The following is a 17887-nucleotide window of genomic DNA, read 5'->3' on the forward strand; positions in this document are numbered from 1 at the left end:
GGGTCGGCGGCGGGTTGTCATCAGAGTTTGGGGCTGAGTTCAGGATTTCAAGGGGTCTTCAATTTTGAAATGCCCCCGGGCCGTGGCAATCGGCTCGGCTTCGGTGGTTTGCCAGGCCGTTATCGCCACGTTGGCCACCCGCCGCCCCTGGCGGCAAACCTGGCAACGCGCCCAGGTATCGCGAAATTGCCCGGCGCGCAGATAGTCGAGGGAGAAGTCGATAATCTTCGGCACACCGGGCGAGCCGGTGAAGATCAACAGGTGCAGTGCCGCCGACAGCTCCATGAACCCGGCGATCACGCCGCCATGGATCGCCGGCAATAAAGGGTTACCAATGTTGTCCTTGTTGGCCGGCAAGCGGAACAGCAACTCATCCCCGACTCGCGAACACTCGACACCAATCAACTTGGCGTACGGGATCAGGTGCAGCAGCGAGGCGTAGTCCCCTTGCGCGTGGGCCTGTTGAAGTTGTTCCTTGAACGAATCGGTCATTTCGCACCTCCGGCGATCGTGCCGCCAAAGCCTTTAGTGCCTTTGATGCCCTTGCCCATGCGCATAAAAGTGCCGACCACGTGGGCGATGGGGTGCTCGGGGTCGTCCTGGTAGGCAAAGCCTCGGGCGAAGATCACGTCAGTGGTCACCCGGTAACACTGGGCGAAACCGTAGACATCCTTATGCGGCTGGGCCGCGTGCATGTAGTCAATGCGCAAATCGAGGGTCGGGCAGACTTCGAATTCCGGCAACACGCACAGGGTGGACATGCCGCACGCGGTGTCCATCAGCGACGTCAGGGCGCCACCATGGATGACACCGGTTTGCGGGTTTCCGACAATTTGCGGGCTGTAGGGCAGGATCACTGTCAGCCCTTCATTGCTTGCGCTGTGCACGCGTAAACCGAGTACCTGACAATGTCGCAGTGCCGATAGAAATCGTGTTGCACGCTCAAAAATGGGGTTGTCGGCCATTAGGTAAATCTCTTCTTAGTATCCAGCCAAAGCCTCAGGTGAATCAGGCAAAAGTTCCGTATCGTTAAAAACATATATATCTGTATGAAATGAGGAACTTATCGTCGGCGGTTGTGCTCGAAAGGCCAGTAGATATTTTCCATAAGGAGAAACACCCCATGCGTAAGACTTTAGCTATTGCCTTGATGTTGACCGCTTCCCTCGGTCTCGCTGCTTGCGATAAAAAATCCGAGGACAAAGCTCAAGATGCTAACCAACATGCTGAGCAAGCCCAGCAAAAAATGAACGAAGCTCAGGATAAAGTGAACGACGCGGCGAAAGAAAACGCCGAAGCCGCCAAAGATCAGGCTGAATCGAATAAAGCGGCAGCCCAGGAGTCGGCTCCGGCCACCCCGGTCGCTCCAACCGAAGCACCTAAAAACTAAAACAGTTTTTAGCGTGATAAAAGAAAACCCGCCAAGTGCGGGTTTTCTTTTGCCTGTTATTTGCTGCGTTAGAGCAAAACGGTTTTAAAAGTCGGACTAATCATCAGCAATAACGAACAGACTAACCCGACGATCCACACCAGACTGCGCTGCCAGGCAAGATCCTTCAAATAGCACAACAAATAGAGAATGCGCGCGACCACAAAGATGATCGCCAGCGAGTCGATCAGCCACCCCGCCGTTTGCGTGGTGTGCGCCATCAACACGCCCACTGCAAACAAGATGAAGGCTTCGATACTGTTCTGGTGAGCCGCCAATGCACGGGCGCCCAAACCGGTTAGTTGCGCCTGTTGCTGGCGTGGCAGGTGATTGTTGTAACCGCCCTGCTCTTTCATGGCTTTGGCCACGGGCATGCGGGCCACGTAAATCAGCAATGCACTGATAAACACACACCAGAACGGAATACTCATCAAGCGGCCTCTTTGTTGGCTTCGGGCAATGGCGCCTCTGTAGGGGTATAGACCATCACGTCGAGAACGTCGGAGTGAAACTCCCGACGATACAACACCAGCACCACGCCGGTGCTCATCAACATGAACAGCCATGGGCTGACGAACCAGGCCAGCATGGTCATGCCGAAGTAGTAAGAGCGCAGGCCGAAGTTGAACTGGTTGGCCGCCATCGAGATCACCCGCGCCGCACGTGCGGCGAAGGCTTTACGCTCCTGCTCGGAAACATGCCGCTCGCCGATCATCGGTGCCGAGCCAACTAGCACGGCCGCGAAGTTGTACTGACGCATGCACCAACTGAAGGTGAAGAACGCGTAGACAAACACCATCGCCAGACACAGCAACTTGATCTCCGACATACCCTGAGAAGCCTGCTGGACCATGGGAATGTCTGCCAGCAACGACACAGCCCTTTCGGAGGCGCCGAGTAGGGTGAGAATACCCGCCAGGATAATCAAGGTGCTGGAGGCGAAGAACGAGGCGTTGCGTTCCAGGTTGCCGATCACGCTGGCATCGGCGATGCGGTTGTCACGCAGCAGCATGCGGCGCATCCAGTCTTCGCGGTACAGATGCAGCACGCTGGCCAGGCACGCGGTATCACGGCCCTTCCACGTCGCATAACGGGTGTAGCCGCCCCAGCAGATGACAAACCAGAGCGCGGCGAGAAGGTGGATCAGGTTGGCGTGGATGAACGACATGCAGGTCCTTGTGATGTGGGTGCGGAAAACCGAAAACCTGTGGGAACGGGCTTTTGTGGCGAGGGGGCTTGCCCCCGCTGGACTGCGCAGCAGTCCCCGAAACGCGCAGGGCCGCTTCGCGCCCCAATGGGGGCAAGCCCCCTCGCCACAAAGGTTCGCCCCCAGAAGTGGTTTTGGCAGTGGTTCGACGCTAGCTGACGGAAAAAGACACTGCCTCACGCCCATAAAAAATGCCCCGTATCGATTGATACGGGGCATTTCTGTTTTGGCCTGCTGCCCGCTTGTGGCGGACGGTCAGGTTTAAGCCAGGGCTTCGGCGCGCTTGCCGAGCATGCGATCGCAAACGGCGGCCACTACCAGGGTCATGACCGACGGCACCAGCCAGGCCAGACCTTGTTCGCTCAACGGCAGGTGCGACAGCTGCGTCGGCATCCAGTCCGCCAGACCGGCACCTTTAAGCGCGTCAATCATGCCGAAAATGAACGACACCAGCATCACCGGGCCAACGATGCGGCCCTGTTCACGCCAGAAGTCTTTGCAGAAGCTCAGGGCGACCAGGACGATGCACGGCGGGTAGATCGCGGTCAGCACCGGGATCGAGAACGCGATCAGCTTGGTGAGGCCCAGGTTGGACACAAACAGCGAGAACACCGCCAGGATGATGACCAGTGTCTTGTAGGACAGAGGCAACACCCGGCTGAAGTATTCGGCGCAGGCGCAAGTCAGGCCGACCGCAGTCACCAGGCACGCCAGCGAGATCAACACCGCCAGGAAACCGCTGCCCAGCGAACCGAAGGTGTGCTGCACGTAGGCGTGCAGGACGGCCGCACCATTCGCGGCACCGGCGGCCACTTCATGGCTGCCCGAACCGAGGCGGAACAGGCTGACGTACACCAGCGCCAGACCGACGCCGGCAATCAAACCGGCAATGATCGCGTAACGGGTGATCAACGCTGGCGACTCGACGCCACGGGAGCGGATCGCGTTAACGATAACGATGCCGAACACCAGAGCACCCAGGGTATCCATGGTCAGGTAACCATTGATAAACCCTTGAGAGAACGGTGCCGCCACATATTCAGGCGTGGCCACGCCGATATCACCGGCCGGCAAGGCGAACGCGGCGATGCCGAGCACGGCCAGGGCGATGATCTTCAGCGGCGCAAGGAAACGTCCTACGGTATCCAGCAGGCGGCCCGGATACAGCGAGATAAAGAACACCAACAGGAAGTACACCGAGCTGTAGAGGAACAGCGCCAGCGGGCTCTCACCGGTCAGCGGCGCCAGGCCTACTTCGAAGGACACGGTGGCGGTGCGCGGCGTCGCAAACAGCGGGCCGACAGCCAGGTAGCACGCCGCGGCCAACAGGCCACCAGCGACTTTACCGATCGGGCTGCTCAACGCATCCATTGCCCCACCGACCTTGGCCAGGGCGACAACGGTGATCACCGGCAGACCGACTGCAGTGATCAGAAAACCCAGCGCCGCCATCCAGACATGAGGCCCGGACTGCAAACCGACGATAGGCGGGAAGATGATGTTGCCAGCCCCGACAAACAGGGCAAACGTCATAAAACCAAGTGCCAGGATGTCCTGGCCTTTCAACACTTTCATTAAGGAAATACCACACTACTGAATCGGAATTTAGAGAGGGATTTCCCTATGGGTGAGGGAAATGCTGTCGGTCTGTATAGGACCAACCCGTTTAGCGCGTAGCGACCTTGTGGGCAGCGGACGCAAAAATGGCTGCTAGCCTAACGAATTTGCACGACAAACGCACTGTTAGGGGGCGAAGTATCCGATACGCGACATTTCGATGTCGCGTTTACATATCTAATTTACCTTCACAGGATCCTGTGGCGAGGGGCTTGCCCCCGTTCGGCTGCGAAGTAGTCGCAAATCAAACAAATGTGATCTACCTGACGTAACGCAATCGCCTGTTTTGGGGTCGCTTCGCAACCCAAACGGGGGCAAGCCCCCTCGCCACAAAAACCCTGCGAATGGCTCAAATCCCGGAAACAACAAAGGCCACCCGAAGGTGGCCTTTGTTTGGTGAAGCGTCAGCTAAGCGCGAGGCTTACTTGACAGCCCAACCGGTCAGCTCGGACAAAGCCTTGCCGATGTCTGCCAGCGAACGCACGGTTTTAACGCCTGCGTCTTCCAGGGCAGCAAACTTCTCGTCTGCTGTGCCCTTGCCGCCAGAGATGATTGCGCCAGCATGGCCCATGCGCTTGCCAGCAGGGGCAGTCACACCAGCGATGTAGGAAACAACCGGCTTGGTCACGTGTGCCTTGATGTAGGCAGCCGCTTCTTCTTCAGCCGAACCGCCGATCTCACCGATCATAACGATCGCTTCGGTCTTCGGGTCTTCCTGGAACAGTTTCAGGATGTCGATGAAGTTCGAACCCGGGATCGGGTCACCGCCGATGCCGACGCAAGTCGACTGACCGAAACCGGCGTCAGTAGTCTGCTTAACAGCTTCGTAGGTCAGGGTGCCGGAACGGGAAACGATACCGACCTTGCCTGGCAAGTGAATGTGACCTGGCATGATGCCGATCTTGCATTCGCCTGGAGTGATCACGCCTGGGCAGTTAGGACCGATCAGGACTACGCCCAGTTCGTCGCACTTGACCTTGGCATCCAGCATGTCCAGGGTAGGAATGCCTTCAGTGATGCAAACGATCAGCTTGATGCCGCCGAATGCTGCTTCCAGGATGGAGTCTTTGCAGAAAGGAGCTGGAACGTAGATCACGCTGGCGGTGGCGCCAGTGGCAGCTACAGCGTCTTTCACGGTGTTGAACACTGGCAGACCCAGGTGCTCGGTGCCGCCCTTACCAGGAGTAACGCCACCAACCATCTTGGTGCCGTATTCGATGGCTTGCTGGGTGTGGAAACTACCTTGCGAACCGGTAATACCCTGGCAGATAACTTTGGTGTCTTTATTGATCAGGACGCTCATTATTTGCCCTCCGCAGCTTTGACAACTTGTTGAGCAGCGTCGGTCAGGCTGGTAGCAGCGATGATGTTCAAACCGCTTTCTGCCAGTACTTTAGCGCCCAGTTCAGCGTTGTTACCTTCAAGGCGAACAACAACCGGGATTTTCACGCCGACTTCTTTCACTGCACCGATGATGCCTTCGGCAATCATGTCGCAACGAACGATGCCGCCGAAGATGTTGACCAATACTGCAGCGACGTTAGTGTCGGACAGGATGATCTTGAACGCTTCGGTAACGCGTTCTTTGGTAGCACCGCCGCCCACGTCGAGGAAGTTGGCTGGTTTGCCGCCATGCAGGTTGACGATGTCCATGGTACCCATGGCCAGGCCAGCACCGTTGACCATGCAACCGATGTTGCCTTCCAGTGCTACGTAGTTCAGTTCGAACTTGGCAGCGTGCGCTTCGCGCGGATCGTCTTGCGACGGATCGTGGAAAGTTTTCAGCTTAGGCTGACGGTACATGGCGTTGGCGTCGATGTTGATCTTGGCGTCGAGGCAATGCAGATCGCCGTCAGCCTTGATCACCAGCGGGTTCACTTCCAGCAGAGCCAGGTCGTGATCCTTGAACAGCTTGGCCAGACCTACGAAGATCTTGGCGAACTGAGCAACTTGCTTGCCTTCCAGACCCAGCTGGAATGCCAGCTCGCGACCCTGGAATGGCTGAGCGCCAACCAGTGGATCGATAGTGGCCTTGAGGATTTTCTCAGGGGTGTCGTGAGCGATTTTCTCGATGTCCACGCCACCTTCGGTGGAAGCCATGAACACGATGCGACGGCTCGAACGGTCAACGACAGCGCCCAGGTACAGCTCTTTAGCGATATCAGTGCACGATTCAACCAGGATCTTGGTGACTGGCTGACCATTGGCATCAGTCTGGTAAGTCACCAGACGCTTGCCCAACCACTGTTGAGCGAATGCTTTGGCGTCTTCTTTGCTGCGAACCAGCTTAACGCCGCCCGCTTTACCGCGACCACCTGCGTGAACCTGGGCTTTGACAACCCATTCGGTCCCGCCGATTTTGTCGCACGCTTCTGCTGCTGCTTCCGGGGTGTCTACGGCGAAACCCTGGGATACTGGCAGGCCGTATTCAGCGAACAGCTGCTTACCCTGATACTCGTGAAGATTCATGCTTATTACCGTCTTCGTTAGGTACTGCGCATTCGGTGCTGCACTCGATCAAGTGCCGCACCACCTGTGACTGCTGCTTGCGTAGGTGTTCCGGATAACCGGTGAGACTACGCAAGGCTGCGTCCGGCGGACATTCCGCGGTGAGTCTTGCACGCAAGGCTCACGACGGGCCTTCCGCCGTGGTTTCTTATTGTCTTGTCTTAACGCTTCTTGCGGTTGGCGATGTGAATGGCGCCGCCATTCACTGCCAGAGCAGCTTCGTGCAGGGCTTCGGACAGGGTCGGATGGGAGAAAACCATCATGCCCAGGTCTTCGGCACTGGTGCCGAATTCCATGCCGATTGCGCCCTGCTGAACCAGTTCTGCAGCGCTCGGGCCAATCACATGGACGCCCAATACGCGGTCAGTCTTGGCATCAGCAATGACTTTCACGAAACCGCCGGTATCGTTGGCTGCCATGGCACGGCCACTGGCTGCGAACGGGAAAGTGCCGACGTTAACTTCAACGCCTTCAGCTTTCAAGGCTTGCTCGGTTTTACCGACCCACGCGATTTCCGGGTGAGTATAAATAACAGACGGGATCAGGTCATAGTTGATCTGGGCTTTGTGGCCCTTGATGCGCTCTACAACCATGATGCCTTCTTCGGACGCCTTGTGCGCCAGCATCATGCCGCGAACCACGTCACCGATTGCGAAAACGCCCGGAACGCTGGTTGCGCACTGGTCGTCAACGAAAACGAAGCCACGTTCGTCGATGTTAACGCCGCTGTCAGCTGCCAGCAGCTCGGTGGTCACTGGGCGGCGACCAACGGCAACGATCAGCTTGTCGAACGTGATGCTCTGTTCGCCGTTGGTATCGGTGTAGTTCACAACGACTTCGTCGCCGTTCACTTTGGAACCGGTAACGCGAGCGCCCAGCTTGATGTCCAGACCTTGTTTGGTCAGGGTTTTGTAAGCTTCTTTGGAAACCGCTTCGTCAGCTGCTGGCAGGAACTTCTCCAGCGCTTCCAGAACCACGACTTCGGAGCCCAGGCGGGACCATACCGAACCCAGTTCCAGACCGATCACGCCAGCGCCGATCACGCCCAGACGCTTAGGTACGGTTTGGAATTCCAGCGCGCCAGTCGAATCGACGATCACATTCTGGTCAACCGGAGCCGGTGGAATGTCGATCGGACGCGAGCCCGACGCCAGAATCACGTTCTCGGCTTCGATGATTTCAACGGTGCCGTCTGGCTTGGTCAGTTCAACTTTCTTGCCGGCCAGCAGTTTGCCGTGGCCTTGCAGGGAAGTAACGCCGTTAGCCTTGAACAGGGTTGCAACGCCAGAGGTCAGGCCTTTGACGATGTTGGCTTTACGGCCAACCATTGCAGCCACGTCCATGGTCACGCCAGCGTGATTGATACCGTGGATCGCGAAGCCTTCTTTGGCTTCCTTGTATTTCCAGGAGCTGTCCAGCAGCGCCTTGGAAGGAATGCAGCCGACGTTCAGGCAAGTACCGCCCAGGGCCAGTTTGCCTTCCTTGTCGGTGTATTTCTCGATGCAGGCAGTGGTGAGACCCAGTTGCGCTGCTTTGATGGCAGCTACGTAGCCGCCAGGGCCCGCGCCGATCACTACTACGTCAAATTTCTGCGACATTCAAAAAATCCTCTTTTAGCAACAAGCTTGAAGCCGCAAGCCTCAAGCCAAGCTGCAATTACTTGCAGTTTTGGACTTGAAACCTGCGGCTGCTTCTATCAGATATCCAGCAGCAAACGAGCCGGGTCTTCCAGCAGGTTCTTGATGGTAACCAGGAAGGTCACAGCTTCTTTGCCATCGATCAGACGGTGATCGTAGGACAGAGCCAGGTACATCATCGGACGGATAACGACCTGACCGTTGATCGCCATAGGACGCTGCAGAATGTTGTGCATGCCCAGGATGGCCGCTTGCGGCGGGTTGACGATCGGGGTCGACATCATCGAACCGAAAGTACCACCGTTGGTGATGGTGAACGTACCACCGGTCATTTCGTCCATCGACAGCTTGCCGTCGCGCGCCTTTTTACCGAAAGCAGCGATGCCGCCTTCGATTTCAGCCAGGCTCATCAGTTCGGCATTACGCAGAACCGGTACAACCAGACCGCGGTCGCTGGAAACAGCAACACCAACGTCGGCGTAGCCGTGGTAAACGATGTCAGCACCGTCGATCGACGCGTTGACAGCCGGGAAGCGTTTCAGCGCTTCGGTAGCTGCTTTGACGAAGAACGACATGAAGCCCAGGCGTACGCCGTTGTGGGACTTCTCGAACAGGTCCTTGTACTTCGAACGCAGGGCCATGACTTCGGTCATGTCGACTTCGTTGAAAGTGGTCAGCATCGCCATGTTCGACTGAGCTTCTACCAGACGCTTGGCAACGGTGGCCCGCACGCGGGTCATCGGTACGCGCTTCTCGATGCGGTCGCCAGCGGCGAACACAGGAGCAGCGGCAGCCGGAGCAGCAGCCTTGGCAGGAGCAGCGGCCGGAGCAGCTTTCTTGGCAGCAACAGCAGCGACTACGTCTTCCTTGGTCACACGACCGCCTTTGCCGGTGCCGGCAACGGAAGCGATGTTGATGCCGTTTTCTTCAGCCAGCTTGCGAGCAGCCGGTGCAGCAACAGGATCGTCTTCGCCGTCGGCAGCTGGAGCAGCAGCTTGTGCAGCGGCCGGAGCAGCGGCAGCAGCTGGAGCGGCAGCAGCGCCGCCCTCTTGGATGGAGCCCAGGACTTCGTCGGACAGAACGGTGTCGCCTTCGTTCTTGACGATAGCGCCCAGCACGCCGTCAGCAGTAGCCAATACTTCCAGTACCACTTTGTCGGTTTCGATATCGACGATCAGGTCATCACGCTTGACGGCGTCGCCTGGTTTTTTGTGCCAGGTGGCAACGGTGCCATCGGCAACCGATTCCGGGAAAGTGGGGGCTTTGATTTCGATAGCCATTATCAGTGGGTCCTTAAATTCGGTTTCAGGTGCGCGAAGGCGTTAAACAGTAAAGGCGTCTAGCAGCAGTTTTTCCTGCTGCTCAGCGTGCATCGATGCATAACCACAAGCAGGTGCAGCAGAAGCATCACGGCCGGCGTACTCGAGAACGAGCGCCTTGTTGTGATTGCCAACGATGCGGCGCATGTGGTGTTGGCTGCAGTACCAGGCACCCTGGTTCATCGGCTCTTCCTGACACCAAACGATATGTTTGAGGTTGGTATAAGGAGCCAGGACTTCGTTCAAGTCGTCCTCAGGGAATGGGTACAGCTGCTCGATACGCACGATGGCGATGTCATCACGACCTTCGGCACGACGTTTTTCCAGCAGGTCGTAGTAGACCTTGCCGCTACACAGAACAATGCGCTCGACCTTTTTCGGGTCTTGGGCATCGATTTCCGGGATCACGGTCTGGAATGAACCTTCGGCCAGATCTTCCAGGGTCGAAATAGCCAGCTTGTGACGCAGCAGCGACTTCGGTGTCAGCACGATCAACGGCTTGCGCAGCGGGCGAATCACCTGACGACGCAGCAAGTGGTAGATCTGAGCCGGCGTAGTCGGCACGGCTACCTGAATGTTGTGCTCGGCGCACAGTTGCAGGTAACGCTCCAGACGAGCCGAAGAGTGCTCCGGCCCCTGACCTTCATAACCGTGCGGCAGCAGCATGGTCAGACCGCAAAGACGGCCCCACTTGTGCTCGCCACTGGTGATGAACTGGTCGATAACCACCTGGGCACCGTTGGCGAAGTCGCCGAACTGGGCTTCCCAGATCACCAGCGCCTCAGGCGTGGTGGTCGAGTAACCGTATTCGAACGCCAGTACGGCTTCTTCGGACAGGAACGAATCGTACAAGTCGAAACGTGGCTGACCTTTGTACAGGTTCTGCAGCGGAATGTAGCTGCCGGCGTCTTTCTGGTTGTGCAACACAGCGTGACGGTGCGAGAACGTACCGCGGCCGATGTCCTGGCCAGTCATGCGGATCGGGTGACCTTCGAACGCCAGGGTCGCGTACGCCATGGTTTCGGCGTAACCCCAGTTGATCGGCAGGCCGCCGACTTGCATTTTCTGACGGTCTTCGTAGATCTTCGAAACCTGGCGCTGAACCACGAAGCCTTCTGGAATTTCCAGCAGCTTGGCGGACAGTTCCTGCAAGGTTTTCAGATCGAAACTCGTGTCGTGACGTGCAGTCCAGGCGTGGCCCAGGTACGGACGCCAGTCCACGAACAACTCTTTGTTCGGCTCTTTGACCAGGCTTTTCACAACATGCAGACCGTTGTCCAGCGCGTTGCGGTATTCGTCGATCTTGGCCTGTACGCGTGCATCATCAACCACACCGGCCTGGGTCAGGCGTTCGGCGTACAGCTCACGGGTGGTGCGCTGCTTGGTGATCTGCTGGTACATCAGAGGCTGGGTGCCGCTAGGCTCGTCAGCTTCGTTGTGGCCGCGACGACGGTAGCAAACCAGGTCGATTACCACGTCACGCTTGAACTGCATGCGGTAGTCGATGGCCAGCTGGGTCACGAACAATACGGCTTCCGGATCATCACCATTTACATGGAGGATCGGCGCCTGGATCATTTTCGCGACGTCGGTTGCGTACTCGGTAGAGCGCGAATCTTCCGGGTTGCTGATGGTGAAACCGACCTGGTTGTTGATCACGATGTGCACGGTACCGCCGGTTTTGAAACCGCGGGTCTGCGACATCTGGAAGGTTTCCATCACCACGCCCTGACCGGCGAATGCCGCGTCACCGTGGATGGAGATCGGCAGAACCTTTTCACCGGTAGGGTCGTTACGACGATCCTGACGGGCACGGACCGAACCTTCGACCACTGGAGAAACGATTTCCAGGTGGGACGGGTTGAAGGCCATGGCCAGGTGAACTTCACCGCCGGCGGTCATGACGTTGGAGGAGAAGCCCTGGTGGTATTTAACGTCACCGGAACCCAGCTCGACCTTCTTCTTGCCTTCGAACTCGTCGAACAGCTCGCGCGGGTTCTTGCCGAAGGTGTTGACCAGCACGTTGAGACGGCCACGGTGGGCCATGCCGATAACGATTTCCTTGGTGCCGTAGGAACCGGAACGCTGGATCAGCTCGTCGAGCATCGGAATCAGGCTCTCGCCGCCTTCCAGACCGAAACGCTTGGTACCCGGGTATTTGGTGCCCAGGTATTTTTCCAGACCTTCGCCGGCAGTGACGCGTTCGAGCAGGTGGCTCTTGATGTCGGCGGAGTACGTCGGACGGCCGCGCACGCTTTCCAGACGCTGCTGGAACCAGTGACGCTGCTCGGAATCGGTGATATGCGTGAATTCAGCGCCGATGGTGCGGCAATATGTCTGCTGCAACGCTTCGTGAATTTCGCGTAGGCTCGCCTCCTCTTTGCCGATGAACAGGTCGCCGGCACGGAAGGTCGTATCAAGATCGGCATTGGTCAAGCCGTAATGATTGATCGACAGGTCTGCAGGTGCAGGACGCTGCCACAGCCCCAGCGGGTCAAGCTGGGCTGCCTGGTGGCCACGCATACGGTAGGCCTGGATCAATCGCAGCACTTCAACTTGCTTCTTCTCGTGCTCACTGCTCACGCTGCCGGCGGAAACCGGTTGTGCGCGGCGCTGGTTCTTTGCCAGCAAGACGAAATGGTCGCGAATTGTGGAGTGCGAAACATCGGTGGCAGTGTTGCCGTCAGCAGGCAACTTCTGAAAGTAGGTGCGCCACTCTTCTGGCACAGCGTTAGGGTCGTGCAGGTAGAGCTCGTAGAGCTCTTCCACATAGGCAGCGTTACTACCGGATAGGTAGGCGCTGTTCCACATGCGCTGCATCACGCTTTCTTGCATGCTTGGTCACCCTCGGTTAGGGGAACACCACCGGCGTCGACACCGAGCAAACTTGCAGAAGTCCGAATGCAGCGACTAAAACAAGCCACTTAGGATCACGCTGATAGTCCGGGTACCAGCCCGGATGCCCCTGCTTGTCTCATTTCTTCAAAATAAGAGCTGCAGCTTTATGAGCTGCTGCTCAGGTTAAAACTACGGCGCCGGTTGAAGCCTGCGCCGTAGCATCTACAGGTACAGCGGTACTACATTTACAACAGCCGGGTTACAGCCGCTGAATCACACGCCGCTTTGCAGCAACATGTTACGTACGTGACCGATGGCCTTAGTCGGGTTCAGGCCTTTCGGACAGACGTTGACGCAGTTCATGATCCCGCGGCAGCGGAATACGCTGAACGGGTCATCCAGCGAAGCCAGACGCTCGGCAGTCTTGGTGTCACGGCTGTCTGCCAGGAAGCGATACGCTTGCAGCAGAGCAGCTGGACCCAGGAACTTGTCCGGGTTCCACCAGAAGGACGGGCAAGAGGTCGAGCAGCAAGCGCACAGGATGCACTCGTACAGACCGTCAAGCTTTTCACGCTCTTCAGGGGTCTGCAGACGTTCGATGGCCGGAGCCGGCGTGTCGTTCTGCAGGAATGGCTTAACCTTCTCGTATTGCTTGTAGAAGATGCTCATATCGACGACCAAGTCACGGATAACCGGCAAACCTGGCAGAGGACGAACGATCAGCTTGTTACCTTTTACGACAGCGGACAGCGGCGTAACGCACGCCAGACCGTTTTTGCCGTTGATGTTCATGCCGTCGGAACCGCAAACACCTTCACGGCAAGAGCGACGATAGGAGAAACCCTCGTCCTGCTCTTTGATCAGGGCCAGCACGTCCAGCACCATCAGGTCTTTACCGTTGGTATTGACCTGGAATTCTTGCATGAACGGCGCAGCGTCCTGATCAGGGTTGTAGCGATAAACACTGACTTTCAACATGGCGGCCACCCTTAATAAGTCCGAATCATTGGTTCAAAGGTCGGGACTGTTTTTGGCGAGAAGTTCACGGCACGCTTGGAAACGCGCTTCTCACCCGGGAAATACAGGGTGTGACACAGCCAGTTAACGTCATCGCGCTCTTCGAAGTCTTCACGGGCGTGAGCACCGCGGGACTCTTTGCGGATCTCTGCGGCGATGGCGGTAGCTTCGGCCACTTCCAGCAGGTTCTGCAGTTCCAGCGCTTCGATACGAGCGGTGTTGAACGCCTGGCTCTTGTCGTTGATCTTGACGTTGGCGATACGGCTACGCAGATCAGCCAACTGAGCAATACCCTTCTGCATGTATTCACCGGTACGGAATACACCGAAGTAGTTCTGCATGCAGCTTTGCAGTTCTTTACGCAGGGTGGCGACGTCTTCACCTTCGGTACGCGAGTTCAGGCCATCGAGACGTGCCAGGGCAGCGTCGATGTCGGACTGGCGAGGGCGAGCGTAGTCAACGCCTTCTTTCAGGGTCTGTTCCAGGAACAGGCCGGCAGCACGACCGAATACCACCAGGTCGAGCAACGAGTTACCGCCCAGACGGTTGGCACCGTGAACCGATACACAAGCCACTTCGCCTACAGCGAACAGGCCCGGGATGATCTGGTCAACGCCTTCAGCGTCCTGAGTGATTGCCTGACCATGAATGTTGGTCGGCACGCCGCCCATCATATAGTGGCAGGTTGGAACGACCGGGATCGGCGACACGGCTGGATCGACGTGAGCGAAGGTCTTGGACAGTTCCATGATGCCTGGCAGACGGCTGTGCAGAACTTCTTCACCGAGGTGATCGAGTTTCAGCATTACGTGGTCGCCATCCGGACCGCAACCGTTGCCGGCGATGATTTCTTTAACCATCGAGCGAGCAACTACGTCACGACCAGCCAGGTCTTTGGCGTTCGGAGCATAACGCTCCATGAAACGCTCGCCGTGCTTGTTGATCAGGTAACCGCCTTCACCGCGGCAGCCTTCAGTAACCAGTACACCAGCGCCGGCGATGCCGGTCGGGTGGAACTGCCACATTTCAATGTCTTGTACCGGCACGCCAGCACGCAGAGCCATGCCGACGCCGTCACCGGTGTTGATCAGGGCATTGGTGGTGGACGAGTAGATACGGCCTGCACCGCCGGTCGCCAATACGGTGGCGTTCGCGCGGACGTAGGAGGTTTCGCCAGTTTCGATGCAGATGACGATCATGCCGACAAAGGCACCATCTTCGTTTTTCACCAGGTCGACGCCGTAGTATTCGTTAAGGAATACGGTGCCAGCCTTGAGGTTGGCCTGGTACAGGGTGTGCAGCAGTGCGTGACCGGTACGGTCGGCAGCAGCGCAAGTACGGGCAGCCTGGCCGCCTTTACCGAAGTCTTTCGACTGACCGCCGAACGGACGCTGATAAATGCGGCCCTGTTCGGTACGGGAGAACGGCAAACCCATGTGCTCGAGCTCGAAAACCGCTTCCGGACCTACGGAACACATGTATTCGATAGCGTCCTGGTCACCGATATAGTCGGAACCCTTGACGGTATCGTACATGTGCCAGCGCCAGTCATCGTTCGGATCTGCCGAGGCGATGGCGCAGGTGATGCCACCCTGAGCGGATACGGTGTGCGAGCGAGTCGGGAAAACCTTGGTTACCACGGCAGTCTTGTGACCACCTTGTGCCAGTTGCAGCGCAGCGCGCATGCCAGCACCGCCGCCGCCAATAATAATGGCGTCGAACGAAAGCGTATTAACTGTAGTAGACATGAATCAGATACCCCAAAGAATCTGCACACCCCAGACGAAGTAGGCGAACATCGCAACGCCGCATACTGCCTGGAAGAGGAAACGTACTGCAGTCGCGGACTTGCCCAGCGCCATCGGCGTCAGGTAGTCGGTCGCGATGGTCCACATGCCAACCCAGGCGTGAGCGCCAAGGGCCACCAGGGCCAGCAGACTGAAGATACGCATCCCGTTGCTTGCAAACAGCTCATGCCATTGGGCGTAGCCAATGCCAGGGTGCGCTGCGAGGTATCCGATCAGGAAAATGAAATAAGCCGCGAGAACAACCGCAGACACACGCTGCGCCATCCAGTCATAGAGGCCGGAACGCGACAGGTTCGTTACGCTGGTTACCATATCCAAACTCCCGCCAGAACGATCAGCACCGCAGACACGGCGATAATGATTTTCGAGCCCAGTTTGCCGCCTTCCAGCGTCTCACCGATGCCCATGTCCATGATCAGATGGCGCACGCCGGCTACCATGTGATACAGCAAGGCGGACAGGAGGCCCCATGCTACGAACTTGGCCAGCGGACTGGTCAAGCATGCCTTCACCTCGACAAAACCTTCCTCGGAACCCAGGGATTTGCCCAATGCATAAAGCATGATGCCAAGGCCCAGGAAGAGGATGATGCCGGAAACACGGTGAAGAAACGACGTAACGCCGGTGATGGGGAGTTTGATGGTCCTTAGGTCTAGGTTTACAGGTCGTTGGCTTTTCACGGCTTTTTTCACACTGAAGAGCCCCTAACAATCAGGGCAAAGTTGTTGGGGAGTGCACTGGTCAGGTAACCACCACCCAGGGATGCGACCCCCAATAAAGCAGGCCCAAAAGCCCCTGGCGGTCGGTGGCCGAGTATAGACAGTTAGGCTACTAATGACAACGCGTTCGCCTCCCCCTAATAGCTCATTGCACAAGTCGGATAAAAGGCGTAAATGGCAGGTAATTTCGAGGAAAAAGTCCGGTTAAAGCCTTCTGGAGCAAGACTTTAGGCAAATTGACATTCGAATTTATCTCACTATAGTGGTGCGGGCCCTGCGTGGGGGGTCTGTCTGATGATTTCAAGCATAAATAGGAGGCCACATGGCTGACAAAAAAGCGCAGTTGATCATCGAGGGCGCAGCCCCCGTCGAGCTGCCCATTTTAACCGGCACCGTTGGTCCCGATGTAATTGATGTTCGGGGCCTGACGGCCACGGGCCGTTTCACCTTTGACCCTGGCTTCATGTCGACCGCCTCCTGCGAGTCGAAGATCACCTATATCGACGGCGACAACGGCATCCTGCTGCACCGCGGCTACCCGATCGAACAGCTGGCTGAAAAGTCGGACTACCTGGAAACCTGCTATCTGCTGCTCAACGGCGAATTGCCGACCGCAGAACAGAAGGCCCAGTTCGTCAGCACCGTGAAGAACCACACCATGGTTCACGAGCAGTTGAAGACCTTCTTCAACGGCTTCCGTCGCGACGCCCACCCAATGGCCGTCATGTGCGGTGTAGTCGGCGCCCTCTCGGCCTTCTACCACGACTCCCTGGACATCAATAACCCGCAGCATCGCGAAATCTCCGCGATCCGCCTGGTTGCCAAGATGCCGACCCTGGCAGCGATGGTTTACAAGTACTCCATGGGGCAACCCATGATGTACCCGCGCAACGACCTGACGTACGCGGAAAACTTCCTGCACATGATGTTCAACACCCCGTGCGAGATCAAACCGATCAGCCCGGTACTCGCCAAGGCCATGGACCGGATCTTCATCCTCCATGCCGACCACGAGCAAAACGCATCGACCTCTACCGTACGTCTGGCAGGTTCGTCGGGCGCCAACCCGTTCGCCTGTATCGCCGCCGGTATCGCTGCACTGTGGGGCCCTGCCCACGGCGGCGCGAACGAAGCTGTTCTGACCATGCTTGACGAAATTGGCGATGTTTCGAACATCGACAAATACATCGCCAAGGCCAAGGACAAGAACGATCCGTTCAAACTGATGGGCTTCGGTCACAGGGTTTACAAAAACCGCGACCCACGCGCCACAGTTATGAAGAAGACGTGCGACGAAGTACTGAAAGAACTGGGTATCAAAAACGATCCGCAACTCGAACTGGCCATGCGCCTGGAAGAGATCGCCCTGACCGACCCGTACTTCATCGAACGCTCGCTGTACCCGAACGTCGACTTCTACTCGGGGATTATCCTCAAGGCGATCGGCATTCCAACCAGCATGTTCACCGTGATCTTCGCTTTGGCGCGGACCGTGGGCTGGATCTCCCACTGGAAAGAAATGCTCTCCAGCCCGTACAAGATTGGCCGTCCGCGCCAGCTGTACACCGGCTACGAGTCGCGTGACATTACCAAGCTGGAAGACCGCAAATAAGATTTGTCTTGCGATAACGTCTTAAGTTGTACCGGGAACGGCCTCTATATTGAGGCCGTTTTTGTTTGTGCGATTTTTGAACATATCTGTTTCTTCGGTAACGACCGCTATTGGTTTCGCTCTTACAGCGAGTCACTTTCGAAAATCCGGAATGCCGGACCAGGCGAAAGTAACCA

Annotated in this window: 16 protein-coding genes; 2 read left to right on the forward strand and 14 right to left on the reverse strand. The window is 57.3% G+C overall.

Going from position 1 to position 17887, the window contains the following annotated elements:
- Positions 1-39: 39 nt before the first annotated feature.
- On the reverse strand, positions 40-492 hold the full coding sequence (locus AC1MEW_RS28455) for a PaaI family thioesterase (protein ID WP_201201889.1): 453 nt from the start codon (positions 490-492) through the stop codon (positions 40-42).
- Positions 489-965 carry a PaaI family thioesterase gene (locus tag AC1MEW_RS28460; protein ID WP_201201888.1) on the reverse strand — a complete coding sequence of 159 codons (477 nt, stop codon included), beginning with the start codon at positions 963-965 and terminating at the stop codon, positions 489-491. The genes AC1MEW_RS28455 and AC1MEW_RS28460 overlap by 4 nt, the downstream gene beginning before the upstream one ends.
- Before the next feature lie 158 nt (positions 966-1123).
- Between AC1MEW_RS28460 and AC1MEW_RS28465 the strand changes: the two genes are divergently transcribed.
- The gene (locus AC1MEW_RS28465; protein ID WP_201256259.1) at positions 1124-1390 is read left to right on the forward strand and encodes a hypothetical protein; all 267 of its coding nucleotides are present in this window, start codon (positions 1124-1126) and stop codon (positions 1388-1390) included.
- A 68-nt stretch (positions 1391-1458) separates the two neighbouring features.
- Here the strand turns inward: AC1MEW_RS28465 and AC1MEW_RS28470 are convergent, their stop codons facing one another.
- From AC1MEW_RS28470 to sdhC, 12 genes are all read right to left on the reverse strand, one after another.
- The gene (locus AC1MEW_RS28470; RefSeq protein WP_201256258.1) at positions 1459-1860 is read right to left on the reverse strand and encodes an MAPEG family protein; all 402 of its coding nucleotides are present in this window, start codon (positions 1858-1860) and stop codon (positions 1459-1461) included.
- Positions 1860-2597 (reverse strand): DUF599 domain-containing protein, encoded by a 738-nt coding sequence (locus tag AC1MEW_RS28475; protein WP_201201886.1) that lies wholly within the window; start codon positions 2595-2597, stop codon positions 1860-1862. Before AC1MEW_RS28475 ends, AC1MEW_RS28470 begins: the two co-directional genes overlap by 1 nt.
- A gap of 300 nt (positions 2598-2897) precedes the next feature.
- Positions 2898-4211: a branched-chain amino acid transport system II carrier protein gene (brnQ, locus tag AC1MEW_RS28480; protein WP_201201884.1), complete on the reverse strand. Its 1314-nt coding sequence runs from the start codon at positions 4209-4211 to the stop codon at positions 2898-2900.
- A 463-nt stretch (positions 4212-4674) separates the two neighbouring features.
- Positions 4675-5556: a succinate--CoA ligase subunit alpha gene (sucD, locus tag AC1MEW_RS28485; protein WP_003210566.1), complete on the reverse strand. Its 882-nt coding sequence runs from the start codon at positions 5554-5556 to the stop codon at positions 4675-4677.
- Positions 5556-6722, reverse strand: a complete 1167-nt coding sequence (gene sucC / locus AC1MEW_RS28490) for an ADP-forming succinate--CoA ligase subunit beta (RefSeq protein WP_008148602.1) — start codon at positions 6720-6722, stop codon at positions 5556-5558. The genes sucD and sucC overlap by 1 nt, the downstream gene beginning before the upstream one ends.
- 200 nt (positions 6723-6922) lie before the next feature.
- Complete coding sequence (gene lpdA, locus AC1MEW_RS28495; RefSeq protein WP_201201882.1) at positions 6923-8359, reverse strand: dihydrolipoyl dehydrogenase; 1437 nt, start codon at positions 8357-8359, stop codon at positions 6923-6925.
- Positions 8360-8457: 98 nt separating this feature from the next.
- Complete coding sequence (gene odhB, locus AC1MEW_RS28500; RefSeq protein WP_201201881.1) at positions 8458-9678, reverse strand: 2-oxoglutarate dehydrogenase complex dihydrolipoyllysine-residue succinyltransferase; 1221 nt, start codon at positions 9676-9678, stop codon at positions 8458-8460.
- A 42-nt stretch (positions 9679-9720) separates the two neighbouring features.
- Positions 9721-12552, reverse strand: a complete 2832-nt coding sequence (locus tag AC1MEW_RS28505; protein ID WP_201201879.1) for a 2-oxoglutarate dehydrogenase E1 component — start codon at positions 12550-12552, stop codon at positions 9721-9723.
- A gap of 276 nt (positions 12553-12828) precedes the next feature.
- Positions 12829-13533, reverse strand: a complete 705-nt coding sequence (locus AC1MEW_RS28510) for a succinate dehydrogenase iron-sulfur subunit (protein ID WP_201194917.1) — start codon at positions 13531-13533, stop codon at positions 12829-12831.
- A gap of 11 nt (positions 13534-13544) precedes the next feature.
- Complete coding sequence (sdhA, locus tag AC1MEW_RS28515) at positions 13545-15320, reverse strand: succinate dehydrogenase flavoprotein subunit (RefSeq protein WP_201201873.1); 1776 nt, start codon at positions 15318-15320, stop codon at positions 13545-13547.
- A gap of 3 nt (positions 15321-15323) precedes the next feature.
- Positions 15324-15692, reverse strand: a complete 369-nt coding sequence (sdhD, locus tag AC1MEW_RS28520) for a succinate dehydrogenase, hydrophobic membrane anchor protein (protein ID WP_123510546.1) — start codon at positions 15690-15692, stop codon at positions 15324-15326.
- Positions 15686-16072, reverse strand: coding sequence for a succinate dehydrogenase, cytochrome b556 subunit (gene sdhC, locus AC1MEW_RS28525; protein ID WP_201194921.1), 387 nt, complete (start codon positions 16070-16072; stop codon positions 15686-15688). The genes sdhD and sdhC overlap by 7 nt, the downstream gene beginning before the upstream one ends.
- 349 nt (positions 16073-16421) lie before the next feature.
- Between sdhC and gltA the strand changes: the two genes are divergently transcribed.
- A complete protein-coding gene (gene gltA / locus AC1MEW_RS28530) occupies positions 16422-17711 on the forward strand; it encodes a citrate synthase (protein ID WP_201194923.1) in 1290 nt (429 codons plus the stop codon).
- Positions 17712-17887 lie beyond the last annotated feature (176 nt).

Source organism: Pseudomonas sp. ASL4, from assembly GCF_056680395.1.

Excerpts from the sequence above, each read along its gene's own strand:
- AC1MEW_RS28455 (WP_201201889.1), bottom strand. The coding sequence starts at position 492 with ATGACCGATTCGTTCAAGGAACAACTTCAACAGGCCCACGCGCAAGGG.
- AC1MEW_RS28460 (WP_201201888.1), bottom strand. The coding sequence starts at position 965 with ATGGCCGACAACCCCATTTTTGAGCGTGCAACACGATTTCTATCGGCA.
- AC1MEW_RS28465 (WP_201256259.1), top strand. The coding sequence starts at position 1,124 with ATGCGTAAGACTTTAGCTATTGCCTTGATGTTGACCGCTTCCCTCGGT.
- AC1MEW_RS28470 (WP_201256258.1), bottom strand. The coding sequence starts at position 1,860 with ATGAGTATTCCGTTCTGGTGTGTGTTTATCAGTGCATTGCTGATTTAC.
- AC1MEW_RS28475 (WP_201201886.1), bottom strand. The coding sequence starts at position 2,597 with ATGTCGTTCATCCACGCCAACCTGATCCACCTTCTCGCCGCGCTCTGG.
- brnQ (WP_201201884.1), bottom strand. The coding sequence starts at position 4,211 with ATGAAAGTGTTGAAAGGCCAGGACATCCTGGCACTTGGTTTTATGACG.
- sucD (WP_003210566.1), bottom strand. The coding sequence starts at position 5,556 with ATGAGCGTCCTGATCAATAAAGACACCAAAGTTATCTGCCAGGGTATT.
- sucC (WP_008148602.1), bottom strand. The coding sequence starts at position 6,722 with ATGAATCTTCACGAGTATCAGGGTAAGCAGCTGTTCGCTGAATACGGC.
- lpdA (WP_201201882.1), bottom strand. The coding sequence starts at position 8,359 with ATGTCGCAGAAATTTGACGTAGTAGTGATCGGCGCGGGCCCTGGCGGC.
- odhB (WP_201201881.1), bottom strand. The coding sequence starts at position 9,678 with ATGGCTATCGAAATCAAAGCCCCCACTTTCCCGGAATCGGTTGCCGAT.
- AC1MEW_RS28505 (WP_201201879.1), bottom strand. The coding sequence starts at position 12,552 with ATGCAAGAAAGCGTGATGCAGCGCATGTGGAACAGCGCCTACCTATCC.
- AC1MEW_RS28510 (WP_201194917.1), bottom strand. The coding sequence starts at position 13,533 with ATGTTGAAAGTCAGTGTTTATCGCTACAACCCTGATCAGGACGCTGCG.
- sdhA (WP_201201873.1), bottom strand. The coding sequence starts at position 15,320 with ATGTCTACTACAGTTAATACGCTTTCGTTCGACGCCATTATTATTGGC.
- sdhD (WP_123510546.1), bottom strand. The coding sequence starts at position 15,692 with ATGGTAACCAGCGTAACGAACCTGTCGCGTTCCGGCCTCTATGACTGG.
- gltA (WP_201194923.1), top strand. The coding sequence starts at position 16,422 with ATGGCTGACAAAAAAGCGCAGTTGATCATCGAGGGCGCAGCCCCCGTC.